The organism is Moorena producens 3L, assembly GCF_000211815.1.
Taxonomy (GTDB): Bacteria; Cyanobacteriota; Cyanobacteriia; order Cyanobacteriales; family Coleofasciculaceae; genus Moorena; species Moorena producens.
Window position 1 is genome coordinate 78,703 of record NZ_GL890954.1, and the last position, 20,143, is coordinate 98,845.

The 20,143-nt window shown below is 44.8% G+C and carries 15 protein-coding genes; 8 read left to right on the forward strand and 7 right to left on the reverse strand.

All coding sequences use genetic code 11. The features are described from left to right. Nucleotides 1-247 precede the first annotated feature (247 nt). Complete coding sequence (gene rlmD, locus LYNGBM3L_RS24500; protein WP_008188004.1) at nucleotides 248-1,633, reverse strand: 23S rRNA (uracil(1939)-C(5))-methyltransferase RlmD; 1,386 nt, start codon at nucleotides 1,631-1,633, stop codon at nucleotides 248-250. 179 nt (nucleotides 1,634-1,812) lie between these two features. Here rlmD and LYNGBM3L_RS44260 point away from each other — a divergent pair, with 179 nt between their 5' ends. From LYNGBM3L_RS44260 to LYNGBM3L_RS24510, 3 genes are all read left to right on the forward strand, one after another. Then, nucleotides 1,813-1,977 (forward strand): hypothetical protein, encoded by a 165-nt coding sequence (locus LYNGBM3L_RS44260; protein WP_008188005.1) that lies wholly within the window; start codon nucleotides 1,813-1,815, stop codon nucleotides 1,975-1,977. A gap of 105 nt (nucleotides 1,978-2,082) precedes the next feature. Next, the gene (locus LYNGBM3L_RS24505; RefSeq protein WP_008188006.1) at nucleotides 2,083-2,577 is read left to right on the forward strand and encodes an allophycocyanin subunit alpha-B; all 495 of its coding nucleotides are present in this window, start codon (nucleotides 2,083-2,085) and stop codon (nucleotides 2,575-2,577) included. Nucleotides 2,578-2,994: 417 nt separating this feature from the next. Beyond that, the gene (locus LYNGBM3L_RS24510) at nucleotides 2,995-3,417 is read left to right on the forward strand and encodes a hypothetical protein (RefSeq protein WP_229414677.1); all 423 of its coding nucleotides are present in this window, start codon (nucleotides 2,995-2,997) and stop codon (nucleotides 3,415-3,417) included. Nucleotides 3,418-3,821: 404 nt separating this feature from the next. On the opposite strand, the gene LYNGBM3L_RS24515 is transcribed toward LYNGBM3L_RS24510, so the two are convergent. Both LYNGBM3L_RS24515 and LYNGBM3L_RS47820 read right to left on the reverse strand, forming a co-directional pair. Next, nucleotides 3,822-4,622 carry a hypothetical protein gene (locus LYNGBM3L_RS24515; protein ID WP_008188008.1) on the reverse strand — a complete coding sequence of 267 codons (801 nt, stop codon included), beginning with the start codon at nucleotides 4,620-4,622 and terminating at the stop codon, nucleotides 3,822-3,824. A gap of 285 nt (nucleotides 4,623-4,907) precedes the next feature. Continuing rightward, nucleotides 4,908-7,847: a 3'-5' exonuclease gene (locus LYNGBM3L_RS47820; protein ID WP_008188009.1), complete on the reverse strand. Its 2,940-nt coding sequence runs from the start codon at nucleotides 7,845-7,847 to the stop codon at nucleotides 4,908-4,910. A gap of 120 nt (nucleotides 7,848-7,967) precedes the next feature. Here LYNGBM3L_RS47820 and LYNGBM3L_RS48935 point away from each other — a divergent pair, with 120 nt between their 5' ends. Genes LYNGBM3L_RS48935 through recR form a run of 3 tightly spaced genes read left to right on the forward strand, consistent with a single transcriptional unit; the run spans nucleotide 7,968 to nucleotide 9,977 of the window. Further along, a complete protein-coding gene (locus tag LYNGBM3L_RS48935; protein WP_267872086.1) occupies nucleotides 7,968-8,093 on the forward strand; it encodes a hypothetical protein in 126 nt (41 codons plus the stop codon). Nucleotides 8,094-8,147: 54 nt separating this feature from the next. Beyond that, a complete protein-coding gene (locus tag LYNGBM3L_RS24525; RefSeq protein WP_044494642.1) occupies nucleotides 8,148-9,380 on the forward strand; it encodes an RNA-guided endonuclease InsQ/TnpB family protein in 1,233 nt (410 codons plus the stop codon). Beyond that, complete coding sequence (gene recR, locus LYNGBM3L_RS24530; protein WP_008188011.1) at nucleotides 9,381-9,977, forward strand: recombination mediator RecR; 597 nt, start codon at nucleotides 9,381-9,383, stop codon at nucleotides 9,975-9,977. 69 nt (nucleotides 9,978-10,046) lie between these two features. Here the strand turns inward: recR and LYNGBM3L_RS24535 are convergent, their stop codons facing one another. After that, nucleotides 10,047-10,598 carry a response regulator gene (locus LYNGBM3L_RS24535; RefSeq protein ID WP_008188012.1) on the reverse strand — a complete coding sequence of 184 codons (552 nt, stop codon included), beginning with the start codon at nucleotides 10,596-10,598 and terminating at the stop codon, nucleotides 10,047-10,049. 573 nt (nucleotides 10,599-11,171) lie between these two features. After that, complete coding sequence (locus LYNGBM3L_RS24540; protein ID WP_008188013.1) at nucleotides 11,172-11,924, reverse strand: 4'-phosphopantetheinyl transferase family protein; 753 nt, start codon at nucleotides 11,922-11,924, stop codon at nucleotides 11,172-11,174. A gap of 400 nt (nucleotides 11,925-12,324) precedes the next feature. On the opposite strand from LYNGBM3L_RS24540, the gene LYNGBM3L_RS24545 reads away from it, so the two are divergent. Next, nucleotides 12,325-15,543 (forward strand): phosphoenolpyruvate carboxylase, encoded by a 3,219-nt coding sequence (locus LYNGBM3L_RS24545; RefSeq protein WP_008188014.1) that lies wholly within the window; start codon nucleotides 12,325-12,327, stop codon nucleotides 15,541-15,543. A gap of 247 nt (nucleotides 15,544-15,790) precedes the next feature. Here the strand turns inward: LYNGBM3L_RS24545 and LYNGBM3L_RS24550 are convergent, their stop codons facing one another. Further along, the gene (locus tag LYNGBM3L_RS24550) at nucleotides 15,791-16,891 is read right to left on the reverse strand and encodes a serine/threonine-protein kinase (RefSeq protein ID WP_008188015.1); all 1,101 of its coding nucleotides are present in this window, start codon (nucleotides 16,889-16,891) and stop codon (nucleotides 15,791-15,793) included. Nucleotides 16,892-17,050: 159 nt separating this feature from the next. On the opposite strand from LYNGBM3L_RS24550, the gene LYNGBM3L_RS24555 reads away from it, so the two are divergent. Next, entirely contained in the window at nucleotides 17,051-17,800 is a 750-nt protein-coding gene (locus LYNGBM3L_RS24555; protein WP_008188016.1) for a DUF561 domain-containing protein, read from the forward strand. 265 nt (nucleotides 17,801-18,065) lie between these two features. Here the strand turns inward: LYNGBM3L_RS24555 and LYNGBM3L_RS24565 are convergent, their stop codons facing one another. Next, complete coding sequence (locus LYNGBM3L_RS24565) at nucleotides 18,066-19,586, reverse strand: reverse transcriptase domain-containing protein (RefSeq protein WP_008188017.1); 1,521 nt, start codon at nucleotides 19,584-19,586, stop codon at nucleotides 18,066-18,068. Between the last annotated feature and the right edge of the window lie 557 nt (nucleotides 19,587-20,143).

Consider the following 20,143-nt stretch of genomic DNA (forward strand, 5'->3'; position numbering starts at 1 on the left):
CCCTACGTCTATAGTATCAGAAAATTTTCGCTCAGACCAGACCCTTCTGGGTAGTTTCCTCATGAAATACCAGTGAAATAGGTAAATAATTGATGTAGATAATTGAGACTATACATAAAGACTATACATAAAGAAACTATTTAGATGCCCGTGCCACCGTTGGGTAAGCTACCAATTCCCCATCACCAATTGCCCATCACCAATCAGGGATGATGCTTGGGTGTTCCACAATTGGGCAACGCCAATATCAGTGCTCGAGAAAAGCAGCACATTCAACATGAGAGGTTTGAGGAAAGAAGTCAGCAGGTTGGATGTGGGTTAACTGGTAGTCACCGTTGAGGCAAAGGAGTTTGAGGTCTCGTGCTAAGGTAGCTGGGTTACAGCTAATATAAACGATCCGTTTTGGTGCCACTTGCCTGAGGATGTCAATAACTGCTGGAGAACATCCCTTACGGGGTGGGTCAAGTAAGATAATATCTGGCGCTATAGTCAACTGGGGGAGTAACTGGTCCACTGATCCCGCCTGAAATTTCACATTAGTGATCCCATTGATCAAGGCATTTTGCTCAGCTTGCTCTACTGATGCGGCTTGCACTTCAATACCGATAGCTTGGCTTACCTGTTGGGCAAGGGGTAGAGTAAACGTGCCAATGCCACAGTAAGCATCAACTACACATTCATGCCCCTTCAGGGCTAGCTGTTTAATGATTAGGTTTAACAAAACCTCAGCCGCTTCAGTATTAACTTGGAAAAACGTATCTGGTCGCAGCCGCAACTCAAGACCAGCAAAGTTTTCCCTCAAGTATGGCTGACCTGCAACACAATAGGTTTGGGAACCAAAAATGACATTACTGCGGTGGGGGTTATGATTCACACAAACACCAACCAGTTGGGGATAACGATTTAGCCAAGTTTGCCCTTGGATATCCAAGTCTTTTAAATTCAGATCCGTTGTGACCAAGGTCAGCAACATCTCGCCAGTCTGTTGTCCAATCTGTAACGAAAGGTGACGCAATCGTCCTTGGTGGCGGCTTTCGTTGTATATCGACCACCCCAATTGCTGAATATCCTGCTTAATTTCCCCTAGCAGGGGATTCAAGCGCTGGTCTTGCACGGGGCATTGATTAAGATTAATGAGCTGGTGGCTACCTTTTTGGTAGTAACCCGCTTGAACTGAACCCGTTGCTGAGCGTTTAAGGGGATAGGTCGCTTTGTTGCGATAGCCCAAGGGAGAATCTGTGGTTAAGATTGGGGCTACGGTGGGTTCGCTAAATCCACCAATGCGTTTGAGGGCTTGAATCACCTGATTTTGCTTCGCCAACTGCTGATAGTCCCAGCTCACATGCTGCCATTGACAACCACCACACTTATCCGCCACGATACATCGGGAACGAACACGATTAGGGGATTCCACTAACAGTTGGTGTAACTTACCAGTAGCATAGTTAGGTTTGACCCGCATCAGGCGCACCAAAGCTCTATCGCCTGTGACAGTATCCGGAACAAAAACGACCCGATTTCCTAGGCGTCCAACGCCATCACCACTATCACTGAGGTCTGTAATCATTACCTCAATCAGTTGACCTTGTTGCCAACACTCAGGGCTGGGCTGATTAGTTATCATCATTGGCATTATATAGCAAAGGGAACAGCGGATCTGGGAGTAGGGAGTAGGGAGTAGGGAGATCGAATGCAGTAGCTCATGGTGGAAACCACCTCAGGTCGGCGCACCCGTCGCTACCTGTAGGTGGCTTTATTAAGGTACCCTAGTACTTATAGCGTTTTTGCGTAAATCCTGATAGTTTTGTTTTCATGCCAGCTACAGATGGCAAGAGGGGGCAAAGGATGCTTCAAGGGAATGTAAAGGATGGGGTAAGAGGGGAAAGAGACTATCGATGCCAGCAAGCAAGCATGGGTTTTGCTCTATTTGTTGATCTTATGCCCAATGCCTTCCGTTGTGTCACCCAAAGTCGGTAAACTACTAATTAACAGTTCTGGCAACAAGTCCCGAGGTAAAATCTGTAATTTAGCTTGGGATGAATTGCCTGAGTAACTCAATAAAAAACTCCATAAACTAATAACATGAGTGTAGTTAGTCAAGTCATTCTCAAAGCCGACGACGAGCTGAGATACCTCAGCTCTGGTGAACTCAAAAGTATCAATGATTTTTTGCAAAGCGGTGAGCAGCGATTGCGCATTGCTGCCACCCTGTCGGAAAATGAAAAAAAGATTGTACAAAAAGCCAGTAGTCAGCTGTGGCAGAAACGCCCTGACTTCATAGCACCAGGAGGCAATGCCTATGGTCAGCGTGAACGAAATCAGTGTTTACGGGACTATGGATGGTACTTGCGCTTGGTCACCTATGGTGTGCTTGCTGGTGATCAGAAACCTATTGAAGACATTGGTATAATCGGGGCAAGAGAAATGTATAATGCCCTAGGTGTGCCAATGGCAGGGATGTCAGAAGCGATAAATTGCTTAAAAGAGGCATCTTTGGGAATCCTCACCGACGAGGAGGCTGAGCTGACAGGTCCCTACTTCGATTACATTATTCAAGCAATGTCTCCTAAGTCCTAAGGTAAGCTATCAGCTATCAGCTATCAGCTATCAGCTATCAGCTATCAGCTATCAGCTTATGGGCATAGGGCAAGCTACAGTGAACAGCTTTTGAATAAAACAGGTAAGCATTGGTTTAATCTCTGTTACCTCAGCTGACAGCTGACGGCTGGCGGCTGACAGCTGACCTCCTAAGTCATTTGTGATTAGTCATTAGTCATTGGTCATTTAATAATAGGATATGGTTACTTGTTAATGGTTAATTAACAAGTAACCATTAACAATTAGCCATTAACAATTAATAAAAGACTAATGATTAATGACCTCAAATCCCACGCACTTTAGTCGTGGGATTCTTTAAATTAAATGTGGTTAATCAAAAAACTGCCCTGGTTTTCATTATCAATTCTTCTGTTAAGCCATAGTATTTTTGGCTGGATGATATCTGTTGACTTTCAGGAATTGATTACGGTAGAACACACTACATCAGCATCACATCCTTCCTTATTTCATATATCGGTATGGCTCTGGCTGATCGGAGCAGTTTATATCGTGTTGATGGCTTTAGCGATAACTGCTCCAGTGTATCAGATTAGAAAATTGTACGGGACTTGGATGAAATCTGATACCAAAGCTTTTGTCTCCGTAATTTTCAGCTCTTTCCTAGCCGTTATCATCCTGCGCTGGATTCATTATTCTAGCCGTATTCTGGTGCTGATTGCTGCTGCTGCCTTAACCAGATTAGATCTTCAAACAGAAGGATACGGTGAATGGCAGGCTTTTTGGATCATCTGTGGGGTTTCTCTAACAGGTTTTAGTCTAGGGTTATTACTAAATCAGTTACTAATAGCAATTTTATAGCCATGTTGATAGGAATGAGTGTCGTTTTTTTGGTAATGGGTAATGGGTAATGGATAATTGGTAATGGGTAATGGCGATCTCAGAGTCGTCAACCTTGGCCAATAGGCCACGCTACGCGAACAATCCTCAACCTACCCTACACCGAAGGCCAAAGGCGAACAACCTTCTAACCTTCTAACCTTCTAACCTTGGCCAAAAGGCCACGCTACGCGAACAACCTTCTAACCTTCTAACCTTCAACCTTGGCCAAAAGGCCACGCTACGCGAACAACCTTCTAACCTTCTAACCTTCTAACCTTAAACCTTCTAACCTTCAACCTTCTAACCTTAAACCTTCTAATCTTCAACCTTCTAACCTTCAACCTTCTAACCTTAAACCTTCTAACCTTCAACCACAAACACTATTAATCTGTCTGGGGCAGTTGAATTTTAACTGCTCCTTCTGGTGTGATGATAACTTTACCACCTAGGGCTTCAATTCTACTGATGGCGATTTTGCTAGTGCGAGGGTCAGGAGAGTTATTTAAAACCATTGACCAAGCACTCACTTGAGCTATCTTACTAGTAGGATTGCGCTTTATAAATTCAGCAGTGTTGCGGGAAATTTCAGCAATGTTTTGACTTTGCTCATCAGGGTATTGACTTGCCCAATCTGCTGATTTTTCAAAGGATTTTTGGGCGGCTTTAGGGTCACCCAAAAATAATAATTCATCAATTCCTTTGTAACGCCACACATAATAAGATTTAGGAGGAACTTTAGGGGATAGTGACTGGAGTCCTTTTTCCATTAAGGCGACCGATTTTTCTGGCATTCCTGCATATAAGGAACTACTGCTAGATAGAAAAAAATACGCTGTTAAAAATTTGGGGTCTCGGTTTATAATAACGTCAAAGTACTCTGGGCTAAGCTGATAGCTAGTAATTCGGCGAGCGTCTTGATCACCAAAGTATTGAAGGAAATTCAGAAATACCCAGTCAGCTAATACATTATCGAAGCCAAATGTAGGTAGTCTCTGAAGCAGATTGAGATACACTTGTTTTGCTTCTACGTCTCGCTGGAGGTCTGCGGGTGAGATGTTTTTGGAGCTTTGTTTAAGGGCATTGAGTTGGGGTTGCTGTAGCTTGCCAACTGCTAAGATACAACCTAGGATAATTATGATTGCTCCTAGGGATTGGGTTAGTCTTTGAGGAAATTGCCAAGGCATCTGTCTAAGATGAAGTATGAAGTAATATCAAGTATGAAGACAAGCATTCAGCTATCAGCTATCAGCTATCAGGCTTTGGCCTTGACCAAGGACTTTTATGAAAACTTTCAATTCTCATTAATCTATCAATTATCAATATTAAATTCTCCCCTTTGCCCATTGCGCATTGGCGCACGCTACGGGAAGAGCCTACGCTACGCCGGGTTTATTTTAAGCTGACAGCTGACAGCTGAGGGCTGAATGCTTACCTATGAAGGCGCTATGTATCAAGTACCGAGGAGACCATCAAAACATTCCCACCATAGTCTCAATTAACTCTGAGGGTAACTCCTTGAGAAACTGAGAACGGTTAGCCGGTTCCCGATTCCCATAAAAGCGTCGCTCATGAGCATGGGATAAAAACAGTTGTTCCTGAGCGCGAGTAATCCCTACATAACACAGACGCCGTTCTTCTTCCAACGCTACAGGATCTCTGAGACTACGACTGTGAGGAAACAGTCCTTGCTCTAGGCCGACTAGAAAGACAATGGGAAATTCTAGCCCTTTAGCAGAGTGAAGGGTCATTAAAGAAACTGCTTTTTTCCCCTCTTCCAGGTTATCCATGTCAGAGGCTAGAGTTGCATTAGCAAGAAACCCTTCTAAGCTCGTTTCTTCGTTTTCTTCTTGAAATTGCTGGACTGCATTAAACAATTCCACAATATTTTCCAATCGATTCTCAGCTTCTTCAGTGCCTTTGTTTCTTAAATCGCCAATATAACCAGACTCTTCCATAATCCCTTTGAGAATCTCTAATGCCGATCGCTCTTCCAATTGCTCCTGCCATTGAGAAATAAGCTGAGCAAATTTCTTTACCGCTTTAGCTGACCGTCCAGCAAATGTATGAACTGAGGTCTCATCACTGATAATTTCCCACAGGGGAACTCCTAATTCTTGGGCAGCTGCGACCAGATTGTTAATGGTAGTTTGTCCAATTCCTCGTCGAGGAGTATTGATAATGCGCAATAGACTAACAGTATCGGATGGGTTTGCGATCGCTCTTAGGTAAGCCAGAGCATCTTTAATTTCTTTACGGTCATAGAACTTGAACCCACCAACTACAGTATAGAGAATATCGGCTCTGATCAAGACATCTTCAAAGGCACGGGATTGAGCATTAGTACGATAAAGAATAGCAAAACTGCCTCCATCCAGTTCTGGATTTTGTCGTTTTAGCTGGATAATTTTACTGACTACAAACTGAGCTTCTTCCAATTCGTCATCAGCGCTATAACAATAGATTTTTTCCCCGATACCCCGTGTTGCTCGCAAAATTTTCTCAATCCGCTGGGTATTATTTTCGATCAGGTGGTTAGCAGCTTGAAGAATATTTTCCCTAGAGCGATAGTTTTCTTCTAGCTTGACCATAGTGCGAGTATCTTGATCGGCTAAACCGTCACCAAAGTCTTGCTGAAAACCCAGAAGGATGGTGAAGTCTGCCATTCGGAAACTGTAGATAGAGTTATGAGTAAGCAATCCATCGCTAAAGTAGACATGGTGCTTCTCTACCTCTAGGCTATACACCAAGCCACTGTATTCCTGACGCTGAATCCTAATTGGTTTCCAAGCCACTGTTTTGCCACCCTGATAGACGGCTATATCCATCAGTTCTGGTAATAAATTAATCGCTGCTAGCTCGATAGTACTTTTACCCCGTCCGCCTTGATAGGCAATATCAGGGCTGTAAATCGGGTAGTTTGGGTCGAGTCCAAAGTCTTGAAGACAGGAAATCCCCCGTTCTGGTAACACATCACCCAGGGCATTAAATAACTGCTCCAGCATCTGACGGGTGTACTCAGTGGCACCATTAATTGGTTCAAACGGGGCAGTGGGAATACCATAGCGAGCGGCAATATAAGAAACTTTGAAGGAAGCTTCTGTCCGATTGTCGGTTGTCACCAGAATCCAAGCGGCATCTGCTTTGTCAACCCTGGCTCGATAGCCTAACTGAAATCCACCATCGCTTTTAAATAGCTTGCACCATCCGACTCGGTACCACTGACCTCGGCGGATTAGGTAGACAACATGAGTCTTGTCCTTAGCTTGCTGATTCCACCGGATTGGCCATCGATGGTTTGGTGTGGAGCGAGTAGTTTGGCTATCAACCGTTACCTCAATCAGATGGCCACTAAAAGGACGACTGGCTTTGTTGAAACGATAACCTTCGACTCTGCCAACTACTGCGGAAGAATGAGGGTTATAGCTGACTAACCGATGTTGATTTGGATCTAGTGCTTCGATTGGGACATATCCTTCAGTAGTGAGTACTTGAGTACCTGGTGGCTGACACTGGTCTGCATCCCCTACTACAAAAACTGAGCGATTCTGCCAATCCCACTGACTCTTTCGAGTTTCGCCATTGGTACTCAACAAGCGAATCAGTTCATACTGAATCCGATTGGTATCTTGATACTCATCCACTAAAATGTGATAAAATTGCTGATGCCAGTAGCTTAAGACCGACTCATTCTGTTGGAATAGCCTCATTGGCACTAAGATGAGGTCATCAAAGTCCAAAGCATTGTTAGCAGCTAACTGCTCTTGGTAGTGGCTATAGACATCAGCAATCACTCGTCCCCGGAAATTGGACTGTTGTAGCTCAAATTCCTGGGGAGAAAAACCGCGATTTTTGGCATTGCTGATGGCATAGCGCACAGAACGGGGGTTAAATTTGTGGTCATCAAGATTTAAGGTTTGAGTGACAATGGTTTTAACCAGGGTCTGGGCATCGGATTCGTCAAAGATGGAAAAGTTACGATTCCACTTCCGTCCCTGCTCATCTTGATATTTATTGATATCGAACCGGAGAATCCTAGCAAACAGACTGTGGAAGGTGCCAATCCACAACGGTTTGGTGATAGTTTTGTAAACACGCGATCGCAACTGGGTTTGTTGGTCTTCTGGCAGAAGCTCCAACCGTTGACCATACTTCTGTTGCGCCAGCTGCTGAGCAAATATTTGCTCAATCCGCCCTTTCATTTCCCGTGCGGCTTTGTTAGTGAACGTCACCGCCAAGATATTTTCTGGTGAGACCTTGTGTTTGAGAATCAGATTAGCAATGCGATAGGTCAAGGCTCGGGTTTTGCCAGACCCGGCACCAGCAACAACTAACAACGGACCACAGAAATGTTCAACGGCTTGAAGTTGGGAAGGGTTGAGGTGGCTCAGGAAATCAGGGGTTGTACTCATAGGGGCGGATAAAATGCGATCGCAGATCTATCTAGATCTATATATCTTATAGCTGAGCTGATTCTAATGTTTTGTTTTGCCACTGTGATTCTAAAAATCCCATGATCTAGTAGCACTAAATTGTCCATGAACACTTTCCCGATTCTCTACTCCCGATTCCCGATTCTTGACCAAACAAAAATAATGGGTTTCAAGCCCCGCCCTTCTAGGGCGGCTTTGAGCATGTCATCCCACTTATTGAGCTAACGCTTGCACCTTTATTCAAAAATGTGTTATCCTGAGCTTAAGGAGGAAAGCCAATTGTTTAATTTAACCTACGAGTTTAAACTGAAGCCAACTGCCAAGCAAGTCTCTTTATTTGAAGACTGGTTGGAGCAATGCCGCAAGGTTTATAACTACGCTTTAGTCGAACGCAAGGACTGGTATAAGTCTCGTAGCTGTCAAATTAACGCCTGCTCTCTCCCTAGGGAATACATTATCCCAGCCGATGCTAAACGTCCTACTTATGCCAGTCAGTGTCGTGGTTTAACTGCTGCCAGAAAAGCTATTGAAGAATTAAGAGCTGTTCAAGTTCATGTCTTGCAACAAACACTCAAAAGGTTAGAAAAAGCCTTTGTAAGTATGTGGGAACAAGGACATGGCTTTCCTCGCTTTAAGAAGCAGGGACAAATGCGGTCTTTTGTCTTTCCACAACTAGGAGTCAAGCCCCTTGAAGCTAACAGAGTAAAACTACCCAAGATTGGTTGGGTGAAGATGAGGCAATCACGGGAGATACCCGCTGATGCTGTAGTCAAGCAAGCTAGAGTAGTCAAGAGATCCTCCGGTTGGTATGTGATGCTCACTCTAGCATGGGATGTAGATGTTCCCCAAGTCATGCCTCACGGAGAAGCCTTGGGGATTGATGTCGGAATTTCACATTTTGTTGCTGTTAGCAATGGTGCTTTGTTTCCTAATCCACGCCCTTTCAAACGCCTTGAACGCAAGCTTAAATTGCTGCAAAAGAGGGTAAGTAGGAAGCGCATTGGAAGTAGAAACCGTGTGCGAGCACAAAAGAAAGTCAGTAAGTTACACGAACGAATTGCTAACGTCAGAAAAGATTACCACTGGGAATTAGCTCATAATCTCTGTGATTGGGCTGGAATGATCTTTGTTGAAGATCTAAATCTTAAAGGGTTGGCCAGAGGGATGTTGGGTAAGCACTGCTTGGATGCAGGATGGGGACAGTTTTTCCAGATATTAGAGCAATGTTGTTTTAAGCGTGGCGTCTATTTTCAAAAAGTAGACTCCAAAAAGACTAGTCAGATCTGTCCCAACTGCTTAACTGAAACTGGGAAAAAGACGTTAGCTGAGCGTGTTCATCATTGCGAAGATTGCGGCTACACAACCAGTAGAGATGTTGCAGCCGCTCAAGTAGTCGCTATGCGCGGACTTGCAGCCGTGGGACACACGGTCAAGATGCTTTCTGAGGGTAAATTCGTTGGAATCCCTTTGAAGAAAGAATCCCCGTCCTTCAAGGGCGGGGAGTGTCAATAGATGGTTTACACACGCCCCCTCGCTCGCTTAATTGAAGAGCTACAACGCCTGCCTGGAGTTGGTCCAAAGACTGCCCAACGACTAGCCCTTCATATCCTCAAGCGTCCAACACCGGAAGTCAAAGCCCTAGCGCAAGCGTTGGTGGAAGCCAAACAACAAGTTGGTTTCTGTAGAGTATGCTTTCACTTGTCTGCTGAACCCGTCTGCCAAATTTGCCGCAATTCCAACCGGGACGAGAAGACTATCTGTGTAGTTGCCGACTCAAGGGATGTGATTGCCATCGAAAAAACCCGCGAGTACCGAGGTAAATACCACGTTCTGGGAGGAGTGATCTCCCCCATGGATGGCATTGGTCCAGAACAACTCCATATCCAGCAACTTGTACAACGAGTCAGCCAGAAAACGATTCAAGAAGTCATTTTAGCCATCAATCCCAGTGTAGAAGGGGAGACAACCACACTATATATAGGTCAACTGATCAGGCCGTTTACCAAAGTGACCCGGATTGCCTTTGGTTTACCCATGGGGGGAGACCTAGAATATGCAGATGAAGTAACCTTAGCTAGAGCCTTAGAAGGACGCCGTGAGTTGGAGTAATTGGACTAAGAATTAGTGAAGGATGAATGATGAAGTAAGAACATACTTCATCCTTTATACTTGCATAAACTACTTCAACTTTTGCTTAATAAAGGTCACCAGCTGACCTAATTGTTTCTTCAAGGCATCAATTTCTTTCTGCATTTTGGCAACCTTTGCCTTCAACTGTGCAATTTCTTGAGCTGATGCGACTGAGGACTGATCGGTAGCTGCACTAATTGTTGGTGGTGCAGGAGTTGCTGGTCGCTTCTTAGCCTTTTGCATAGATTCTTTGATAGCGTCCGTCAGCTGCTTTTTATTAAAAGGCTTTTCAATAAAGGCAAAATACTTAAAAGGTTCTTTAATTTTAGCAGTTACCTCTTCTTTTCGACCTGACATTAATACCAGAGGAATTCTTTGTAATTTAGGCTCACTTTGAAGTTTATCAAAAATCTCAAATCCACTCATTTTTGGCAGGATAAAATCTAACATTATAAAGTTAGGTTCTTCCTGGTAAATTAAATTAATTCCCTCCACCCCATCTTTAGCTTCGAGGACTTCAAACCCCGGAGGTAACATCTCTTTGACACGCTTGCGGATTACCGTACTATCATCGATTACCAGGATTTTATGACTTGCCACGACTGACTCCTTTCCAAGGTAGTTTGAGGTAATTTTAAAAAAACAAATGTTGAATGAAGCGACTGTCGCCGACTCCAGAGGCTAATGTGGACACCCTAACTTAGGATCAGGGGAGTGCCCGTTTGCCTAGCGATGATCGACAAGTCACGACCTACCCAACTAAGATAACTCAGCCCTATCAATCTATAGGCATACCCCTATAAAAAGGTGTGGGAGATGTGACAATCTATCCCTACTTAGTGCCATTTTACGGTAAGATTATACACCCGTTCGGGGTGAATGGGTGTTGAGGCTCCCCCGGTCACCCCTAATATCAATTCTGGTTGAATACCCATCAATTTTGGGGGGCGCGGGGAGGGTGGGGAGGGTGGAAAGTGTGGGGAGATGGGAACCCACCCCTAACCCCTCCCAGGAGGGGAATATGGGGAGATGGGGGAAATTTTTATTAAGGGTAATTATCCTGACATGATATAAGCGATCGCATTCCGATGCAAACTACTTGATCTGGTTCAGTTACGATTAACCAGTTAGGATTACGGCCTAATTTTACCCTACACCCAGTCACTCCACACTCTAACCAGGGACTGATTCCTCGGTGTAATCAAAACAACTTAACTGCCAATCTTTTCTTTCGACAACCAACGAGGCAAAGTAACCCGGCGCAGGGGTTAAACCAGCTATAGACCAAGGGTAAACTGCCTGAGGGTCTTTGTTGATGCTCAGCAAGGCAGTCGGTTCAGCTGGATTTACAGAAACTTCCACTTGTTCCAAGCCAGCTAGTCCTTCACCAATTGCTTTGAGATAGGCTTCCTTACTCGTCCATCCCTGAAAAAATGCCTTGTGCTTTTGCTCCTCAGACACAGAACAAATCACGGCATACTCTTGGGGGGAAAAGAAACGTTGAGCGAGTTGCTCAGCATCTGGCATTGGTCGCAGATATTCTAGGTCAACGCCAATGCGCTGATCCCGGGTAATAGCATACAGAATTAGTCCATGAGAGTGAGAAACATTAAAACGGAGTCTTCTGCCCCCAGAGGTTTCCTGGAGTGCTGGCTTGCCCCGCTTTCCATAACAAAACTCCACTTGGCGTGGGTTCATGGCCAAATAGCGACCCAAGATTTGGCGCAAAAGACCCCGACCTGCTATAAAATGCTTCCGATCCCGCTCAAAGTAAAATCGCTGAGCTCTTTGCTGCTCGTCCTCAGAAAGAGTAGTTGCCAATTTTTCAATCAATAATTCACTCAGCTCCAACTGCGCACGCCAGAGATGGACATCATGGTTCAATAGTTGCAAATCTGTTGGGGGAAGTAGCCACACTGGGGTCATGGTTCAAGAAAAACGTATAAAGATTTGTAGTTTCACAGTTACACCCAATAGTCAGATTTCAGAAATTTAATGATTTTTCTAGCGGTTTCTAGCCTAATGAGGTACACAGGATTTTTTCCCTGTTCCCTCTTATGTGTTCCGTGTTAGCTCTTCCATATTAACTCTTATGTGTTCCCTGTTCCGGGGATCCGCTGTTCCATAAAACCCAAGACTCTGTACCTCACCAAATTGATAACCGCTAGACAGATACTCAACAATTTGGCTTAGTATTAAAGTTAATGTAAAGATGTTAAGCTTCCATGAGCTTTCCCAATAAATATAAATTCTTGTTCCTTAATTACTCTAAAGAACCTCAAACCCGTAAAATAGATCAGCTTTGTATAGGGAATAGATAGAGCCTATGAGTTTTCTCCCATCTCCATCTAATCAAGATTCAACCTTCCCGGCTACCTCTGACCTGTTTCTGCGCCATCGACTTAAAATTGTAGAGGATTTGTGGGAATCTGTTCTCCTATCTGAATGTGGTCAGGAACTCGTTGATTTACTCAAGCAACTGCGGGAATTGTGTTCTCCAGAAGGACAAGCCACTGAAGATCCTAAATCTTCAGTAGCTGATTTAATCCAACAGCTTGACCTTAATGAGGCTATCCGGGCATCACGAGCCTTTGCTCTATACTTTCAGCTGATCAATATTGTCGAACAACATTATGAACAGCGAAATCAACAACTCTCAAGACGCCGTTCCTACCGAAAAAGCACTGAACCCGAGTTAAGCCCCTTCAGCCAAGGTATTTTAACAAAAAATGGTAATTCGTCTTTCTCAACTGTTGTAACAGTTGAGCAAGAGGTGGACATAGGCAATGATGTTACTCAACCAGGGGGTGCCGTTACCAATGTTATCGAAAAGAGCCAGCAAGAAAACCAAGGATCTCAAAGAAAATTAGGGCTACTAGATTGGTTATTTCCCCATTTGCATAAGCAAAATGTGCCACCAGGTCAAATTCAGCGGCTGATTGATAATCTTGATATTCGTTTAGTTTTCACAGCTCACCCTACTGAAATTGTCCGTCGTACCATTCGGGGTAAACAGCGACGGATGGCTAAGATTCTCGAACAATTAGACCAAGCGGAGCAAACCTATGGTACCTTGGGAATCACTTCGTCCTGGGAGGTGACTGAATGTAGCCAAAAGCTCATGGAAGAAATTCGCCTCTGGTGGCGCACCGATGAGCTACATCAGTTTAAGCCAGGAGTACTTGATGAAGTAGATTACACTCTTCACTACTTCCAAGAAGTACTGTTTGATACTATACCCCAATTGTATAGTCGCTTCAAGCAAGCCTTAAAGGGTTCATTCCCCTGGCTGAACCCACCCGCTAAGAACTTCTGTCATTTTGGCTCTTGGGTAGGGTCAGACCGGGATGGTAATCCTTTTGTCACTCCCCAAATTACCTGGCAAACTGCCTGCTATCAACGAGATTTGGTGCTAGGTAAATATATAGGTGAAGTTAGGAATCTGACTGAATTATTGAGCCTGTCCTTGCACTGGTGTGATGTGCTACCAGAACTGTTAGACTCTCTAGAACAAGACCGCTCTCAATTGCCAGAGGTTTACGAACAGCTCGCCATTCGCTATCGCCAAGAACCCTATCGACTCAAACTGACTTACGTTAAGCAAAAACTCGAAAACACCCGTGAGCGAAACCAACAGCTGGCCAATGGTATGCCTGTACCAGATGAGATGGCTAATGGTAAAAGCTGGAGTTTTTACCGCTCTGGAGAAGAATTCTTGGCAGAACTAAAGCTGATTGAGAGTAATCTGCTGGAAACCGGGTTGAACTGTCGTGAGTTAGACAATTTAATCTGTCAGGTGGAAATTTATGGCTTTTACCTGGCTCACCTAGATATTCGCCAGGAAAGTTCTCGCCACTCAGAAGCCCTGAGTGAAATTGCTGAGTACCTGCAAGTTTTGCCTAAGCCCTACAACTTGCTATCGGAATCCGAAGCATCCTTGTGGTTAACCGCTGAGTTGCGAACCCGACGTCCATTAATCCCAACAGAACTACCATTTTCGGAAAAAACCTGCGAGACTATCGAAACCTTCCGGATGGTGCGGCAACTGCAACAAGAGTTTGGTCCCCAAATCTGCCAAACCTACATCATCAGTATGAGTCACACGGCCAGTGATTTGTTGGAAGTCCTCTTGTTGGCGAAGGAAGCTGGTCTGTATGACCCAGCCACTGGTAAAAGTACCATTCGCGTGGTGCCACTGTTTGAAACAGTGGAAGACCTTAAGCGTGCTCCAGCAGTGATGAAATCCCTGTTTGAGCTACCCTTGTATCGTGCTAGTTTGGCTGGTGGATATCAACAGATGCAGGTTAGCCCAAATAACCGTCAACTAAATAACCTACCCTACTCGAATGCCAAAGCTGAACAACCAAATAACCCTGACCTTAAGGCCGTAGGCCACGCTGCGCGAACGGCCACGCTACGGGAACAAGGGTTAACCTCTCCTAACTTACAAGAGGTAATGCTCGGCTACTCCGACAGTAATAAAGATTCTGGCTTCCTCAGTAGCAACTGGGAAATCCACAAAGCTCAGAAAGCCTTAGAGCACATGGCCGAAGAGTATGGTATTGTTTTACGGATCTTCCATGGTCGTGGTGGTTCAGTGGGTCGTGGTGGCGGTCCATCTTATGAAGCTATCCTGGCGCAACCAGGTCGTAGTATCAATGGCCGAATCAAAATTACCGAACAGGGGGAAGTCCTTGCTTCTAGGTACTCTCTTCCAGGACTAGCGCTCTATCATCTTGAAACAATAGCCACAGCAGTGATGCAAGCTAGCTTACTCAATAATGGCTTTGATGATATCCAGCCCTGGAATGAAATTATGGAGGAATTAGCTCAGATCTCCCGTAGCCATTACCGAGCTCTGATTCACGACCAACCGGATCTGGTAGATTTCTTCCATCAAGTGACACCAATTCAAGAAATTAGCCAGTTGCAAATTAGTTCTCGCCCTGCACGGCGTAAATCAGGGAAGAAGGATTTAAGCAGTCTGCGGGCAATTCCTTGGGTCTTTAGTTGGACTCAAAGCCGCTTCCTGCTACCGAGCTGGTACGGTGTTGGCACTGCCCTACAAAGCTTTGTTGATCAAGCTCCAGAGGAAAATATCAACCTATTGCGCTGTTTCTATTCAAAATGGCCCTTCTTCAAAATGGTCATTTCCAAAGTAGAGATGACCTTAGCCAAGGTGGATCTACAAATTGCTCACCACTATGTCAAGGAACTTTCAAACCCTGAAGACCTGGAACGCTTCGAGCATTTGTTTGAGCAAATTGCTAAGGAATTTAACCTGACCCGCAACTTAGTCCTGACGATTACAGGACACCAAACACTCCTAGATGGCGACCCCAATTTACAACGGTCTGTACATTTGCGTAATGGTACCATCGTTCCCTTAGGATTTTTACAGGTATCTTTGCTCAAACGCCTACGTCAACATAGCAACCAGGTAACATTGGGTGTGGTTCAATCCCGGTATAGTAAGGGAGAGTTACTACGAGGAGCCTTATTGACGATCAACGGTATTGCTGCTGGCATGCGTAATACTGGCTGACATGTAAAAAATAAAGGTAAGCTATCAGCTATCAGCGTGTCGCGTATCAGCTGATGGGCATAGGGCACGCTACTTGAAGTGCTGATCGGCATAGGTCACACTACACCGAACAGCTTTTGAATAAAACAGGTCAGCATTCATTTAATCTGAGTTACGTAAAGCTGACGGCTGACGGCTGAATGCTTACCAATTAAGGATGAAAAACTAACTTTTTTTGTCCGGAATCATTGTAATGGCCAATTTAGCACTAATGATTAAATAGGTGTTCAACTCTTTGTATATCCTTCTGGCGGTGTCTGGCTTGCATCCTTTGTTTCCATTCTCGAATCGCGATCGCCGTTTTTTCTGTAGGAGGTGTATACTTCTGACTTTTCCCGGTGTTTTGCTTTGCCTGTCGTTGGTGTTGATTAGCTTGAGGTTGAATAACTAGAAACTCGTCAAGATTCTCTTGAAGTAATTTATGATCCAAGGCCCTTAGGATCGCTCTTGCGTTTGAATAACGCTCTTTGAGGGAAATAGCCAGCATTCTGTTGAGAATATTAGCAAAGGAATCACTCAAGTCCAATGCTTTGCCCCACTTCAGTTCACTAGTTTGGCGATCGCTCTGAAATTTTAGGGGGGCTTTTCCAGTAAGTAGGTAAAGACAGGTAACCCCTAGGGAATAAATATCACTGCTATACACAGGTCGTAGGCTAAACTGTTCCGGTGGTGCAAATCCTACCGTACCGATGAAATGGGTAGTTGGGTTTCTTACACTGTTATCTGATGCTTGGGCAATTAACTCCTTAACTGCCCCAAAATCAATTAGTACCAACCGACCATCATCATTAGAAAGAATAATATTCTGAGGTTTGATATCACGATGTATTACCCCATGGTCATGGATATACTGCAATAACGGTAGTATGTCTCGCAGAAAACCTTTAACGGCTCCTGGGGATAAGCAACCAGAACGCCTCACCAACCTAGCTAGGGTAATGCCTCGAATGTACTCTTGAACCAAGTAGAATTCTCCATGGTCTACGAAATAATCGAGCAACATGGGGATCTGGGGGTGAGTCCCCAGTTTGTTCAAAATTTTTGCCTCTCTCTCAAACCGCTGACGAGCATTATGTAATGCTTTTGGATCACTGAATTTGGGGCAAAGTTGCTTGATGACACAAAACGGCTGACCCGGTAAGGATGTATCTTTGGCTAGAAAGGTTACACCAAAACCACCTCGACCAATCATCCGTAACACTTCATAGCGTGCGCGAAACAGCTGCTTTTTGCCACAAAGCTGACCTAACTCGGTATTCTTTAAGACGTCACTGTGAAAAGGAGATAGCTTGACTTGGGGGAAATTCATTTATTTGTATATAGAAGGAGTAGCCATCAGCACCGATCTGCTTTTAGTTTAGGCAAAAATATAGGGGTTTGGATGAATTCTTCAGAGAGAAAAAAAATTTCCTACAGTTAATTAAAAATTAGGTAAAGTTGGTTGATAATACAGGGGTAAACAGAAAATATGACTATGCATCACAAACTAAACGAAGCCTTAAACCAAGGTCGTTGCCTGAAAGTAATTAGTGGCTTAAATAATTTTGATACCCAGAAAGTTGCTGCTGTAGTTAAAGCAGCTTCACGGGGTGGAGCGACTTTTGTCGATATTGCCGCCTGCCCCGATCTAGTCAGGTTGGCACGAGGGTTAACGGATTTACCAATTTGTGTTTCTGCTGTAGAACCAAAGCAGTTTGTTATTGCTATCCAAGCTGGTGCTGATCTGATTGAAATTGGTAACTTTGATAGCTTTTATGCTCAGGGGAAGTGGTTTGATGCTTCCGACGTATTGGCACTGACCATTGAAACCCGTAAATTATTACCCAATATAACCTTATCAGTAACTGTCCCCCACATTCTAAAGTTAGATCAGCAAGTAGAACTAGCGGCAGAATTAGTCAAAGCAGGTGCCGATATTATTCAAACTGAAGGGGGTACCAGCAGTAAACCTCGCTCCGCTGGCACCTTGGGTTTAATTGAAAAAGCGGCACCAACCTTGGCAGCTGCCTATGAAATTTCTCGTGCTGTCTCAGTACCAGTGTTGTGTGCTTCCGGGTTATCCAGTGTGACCCTTCCCATGGCCATTGCTGCTGGTGCTGCTGGTGTTGGCGTTGGTTCGGCTATCAATCAGTTAGATAGCGAAGTCGCAATGGTAGCAGCGGTTCGCAGCTTGGTAGAAGCCCTCCAAGGGGTCAAGGGTAAAGAGGTGAAGGTTTGATGGTTGTTCGCGTAGCGTGGCCTATTGGCCAAGGTTATCTGGTTGAAGGTTATCTGGTTGAAGGTTATCTGGTTGAAGGTTATCTGGTTGAAGGTTGGATGCTTGAACGGTTGAACGCGACGCGCGTGCCTATTGGCCAAGGTTGTTCGCCGTTAGAGTCGATGTCCCCTATTACGGGGAGCACCTCTCCTTCAGAACCGTGCATGAAACTTTCGTCTCACACGGCTCCTAGATATTCTTAGCTGAGGTGCGACCCAGGGGCAGTTTATCTGCCCATTGGAAAGCGCACCTCGCTTTTGCTCCAATGTATTTGCTGATGGCAGTTCTGATCAACTGCTAGAAGATTCTTCGTTTTCCAGTTGTCGTGGTTTCCATCTATGTGATGGAGATGTACATCCTCGTCTTCTAGGAATCTCAATCCGCAATATCCACAGGAATGGTTCTGCTTTTTCAAAGCTGTTGATGTAGCATCGGAGTATAATCGTGAGTTCCGATTACTCCAGTAAACTAAGTCACCGTCGTAGGGTGACTTAGTCCCCTTTACGTTTACGTGTTGGTTTTGCTTGTAACCTACCTTTGGGAATGCCTTCTTACATAGTTCATTGGCTTTGTACCGGTTTACCTTCTTTTCCTTACGGAATTTCCGATTTGCGGTGTGGTTCATGAACCATAGAGAATCCCTTGAGCTGCTCATGTCACAGCTGCTGTGGTAGTTACGCCATCCGCGAACTATAGGAGCTAGTTTCGTTGCTTTTACTTCAGCACCATAGTTCGAGTTATTAACCACGTGTTTGATTTTTTCGCGTATTTTCCGATGGTTGTCCGCTGAGGGAGTGCATTGGAATTTTCCGTTTTTCTGGACTCGGAAGTTCCAGCCCAAGAAATCAAAACCGTCTGTCGTGTTGGTTAGCTTGGTCTTTTCTTCGCTGATTTCCATTCCGCGCTCTGCTAGGAAGGCTTTTACTTTGTCAAGTATCTTCTCGGCATTGTCTTTTGGCTTTAGGATGAACACCATATCATCTGCGGATCGCAGGCTGGTGTGTATATCCTCTATTCCGTTAAGTGCGATATTAGCTAGTAGGGGGCTTACTACTCCACCTTGTGGGGTTCCTTGCTCAGGGAATTCCGGATTTATTCCGGCCTTGAGGCAGCGGAATATTCCGTGTTTTAATCCTGTTGGCGCAATTAACCTTATCATGATGGCGTTGTGGGAAATACGGTCAAAGCATTTCTTGATATCTAGTTCTATGATTCGCTTTTTGATTCCGTTGCTATTAGACCTTAGATTGTTAAACAGTTGTTTTTGTGCGTCTTGGGCACATCTTCCCGTTCTGAATCCGTAGCTTTTTGCGTGGAACGTGGCCTCGTGGGCTGGTTCTAAGGCGAATTTGGCTAGACATTGCCATGCTCTGTCAGGGATGGTAGGTATTTTCAACATCCTTACTTTCCCATTCTTTTTAGGGATAGGGATTTCGCGAAGTCGGCTATGCTTCCAGTCTGAAGCATGGTCGTTCAATGTTTCTACCAGTTCCCATCTCTGTCGGTAGTTGAGGCTTGACTTACCATCAATTCCCGCCGTTTTCTTACCCTTGTTTAGCTGAGTCACTTGACGGACGGCCAAAAGTTGAGCTGCACGGGACTTCATAATCAGTTTCTGTAATGACCGTGCCTTCTTCAGGTCGCCATCTCGAACTGCTTTGAACACTCGCTTTTGTAGGCGAAAGAGGTTTTGGCGGAGTTTCTTCCACTTTTGACTTTTCCAAAAGTCGCTATAACTGGTTGTCATGCGTCTACTTATACTCTCCTAGAGTTCGTGTTTTCTGAATACCCGCAGCCAGTTTCCGGCTGCATCCTACCCGACAGTGAGGATTAGACTTGGCATAGCTTACCGAGGGTTCGACCGTTCCTCAGACTCATGTTGCTGTCGTTTTTACTCGTTCCGACTGTTAGATTGTTTTGATGTTTTAGGGCAGTCCGGAGATGAAACCTTAGAATAGTGGAGCCTTACTACAAAATTTTTAACCCTTTTACCCATAGCCGACTAACTATAAAGGCTCCACTATTCTTGCGGTAACTTCTAACCAATTTGCCTATCCTCTCCTCGGAGTTTACGATTACCGCCAAAAGAGCATCGTGAGGATGTAGAGGATGAAGTCTCGCATATACTAGTCAGATGGCGGCTTCCGCATAAGACACTTTTTCAGGACTTTTGCTACTGTTACCCATGACATCTTCCCGTTAGCGGCAGTGTGGCACATCTGATTTACCTCTGATTCCGCCCTGTTGCCAGCGTCACTCTACAGGTTGCCGCCTGTTCGGTGTGGCCAGATAGGGTGTCACTTA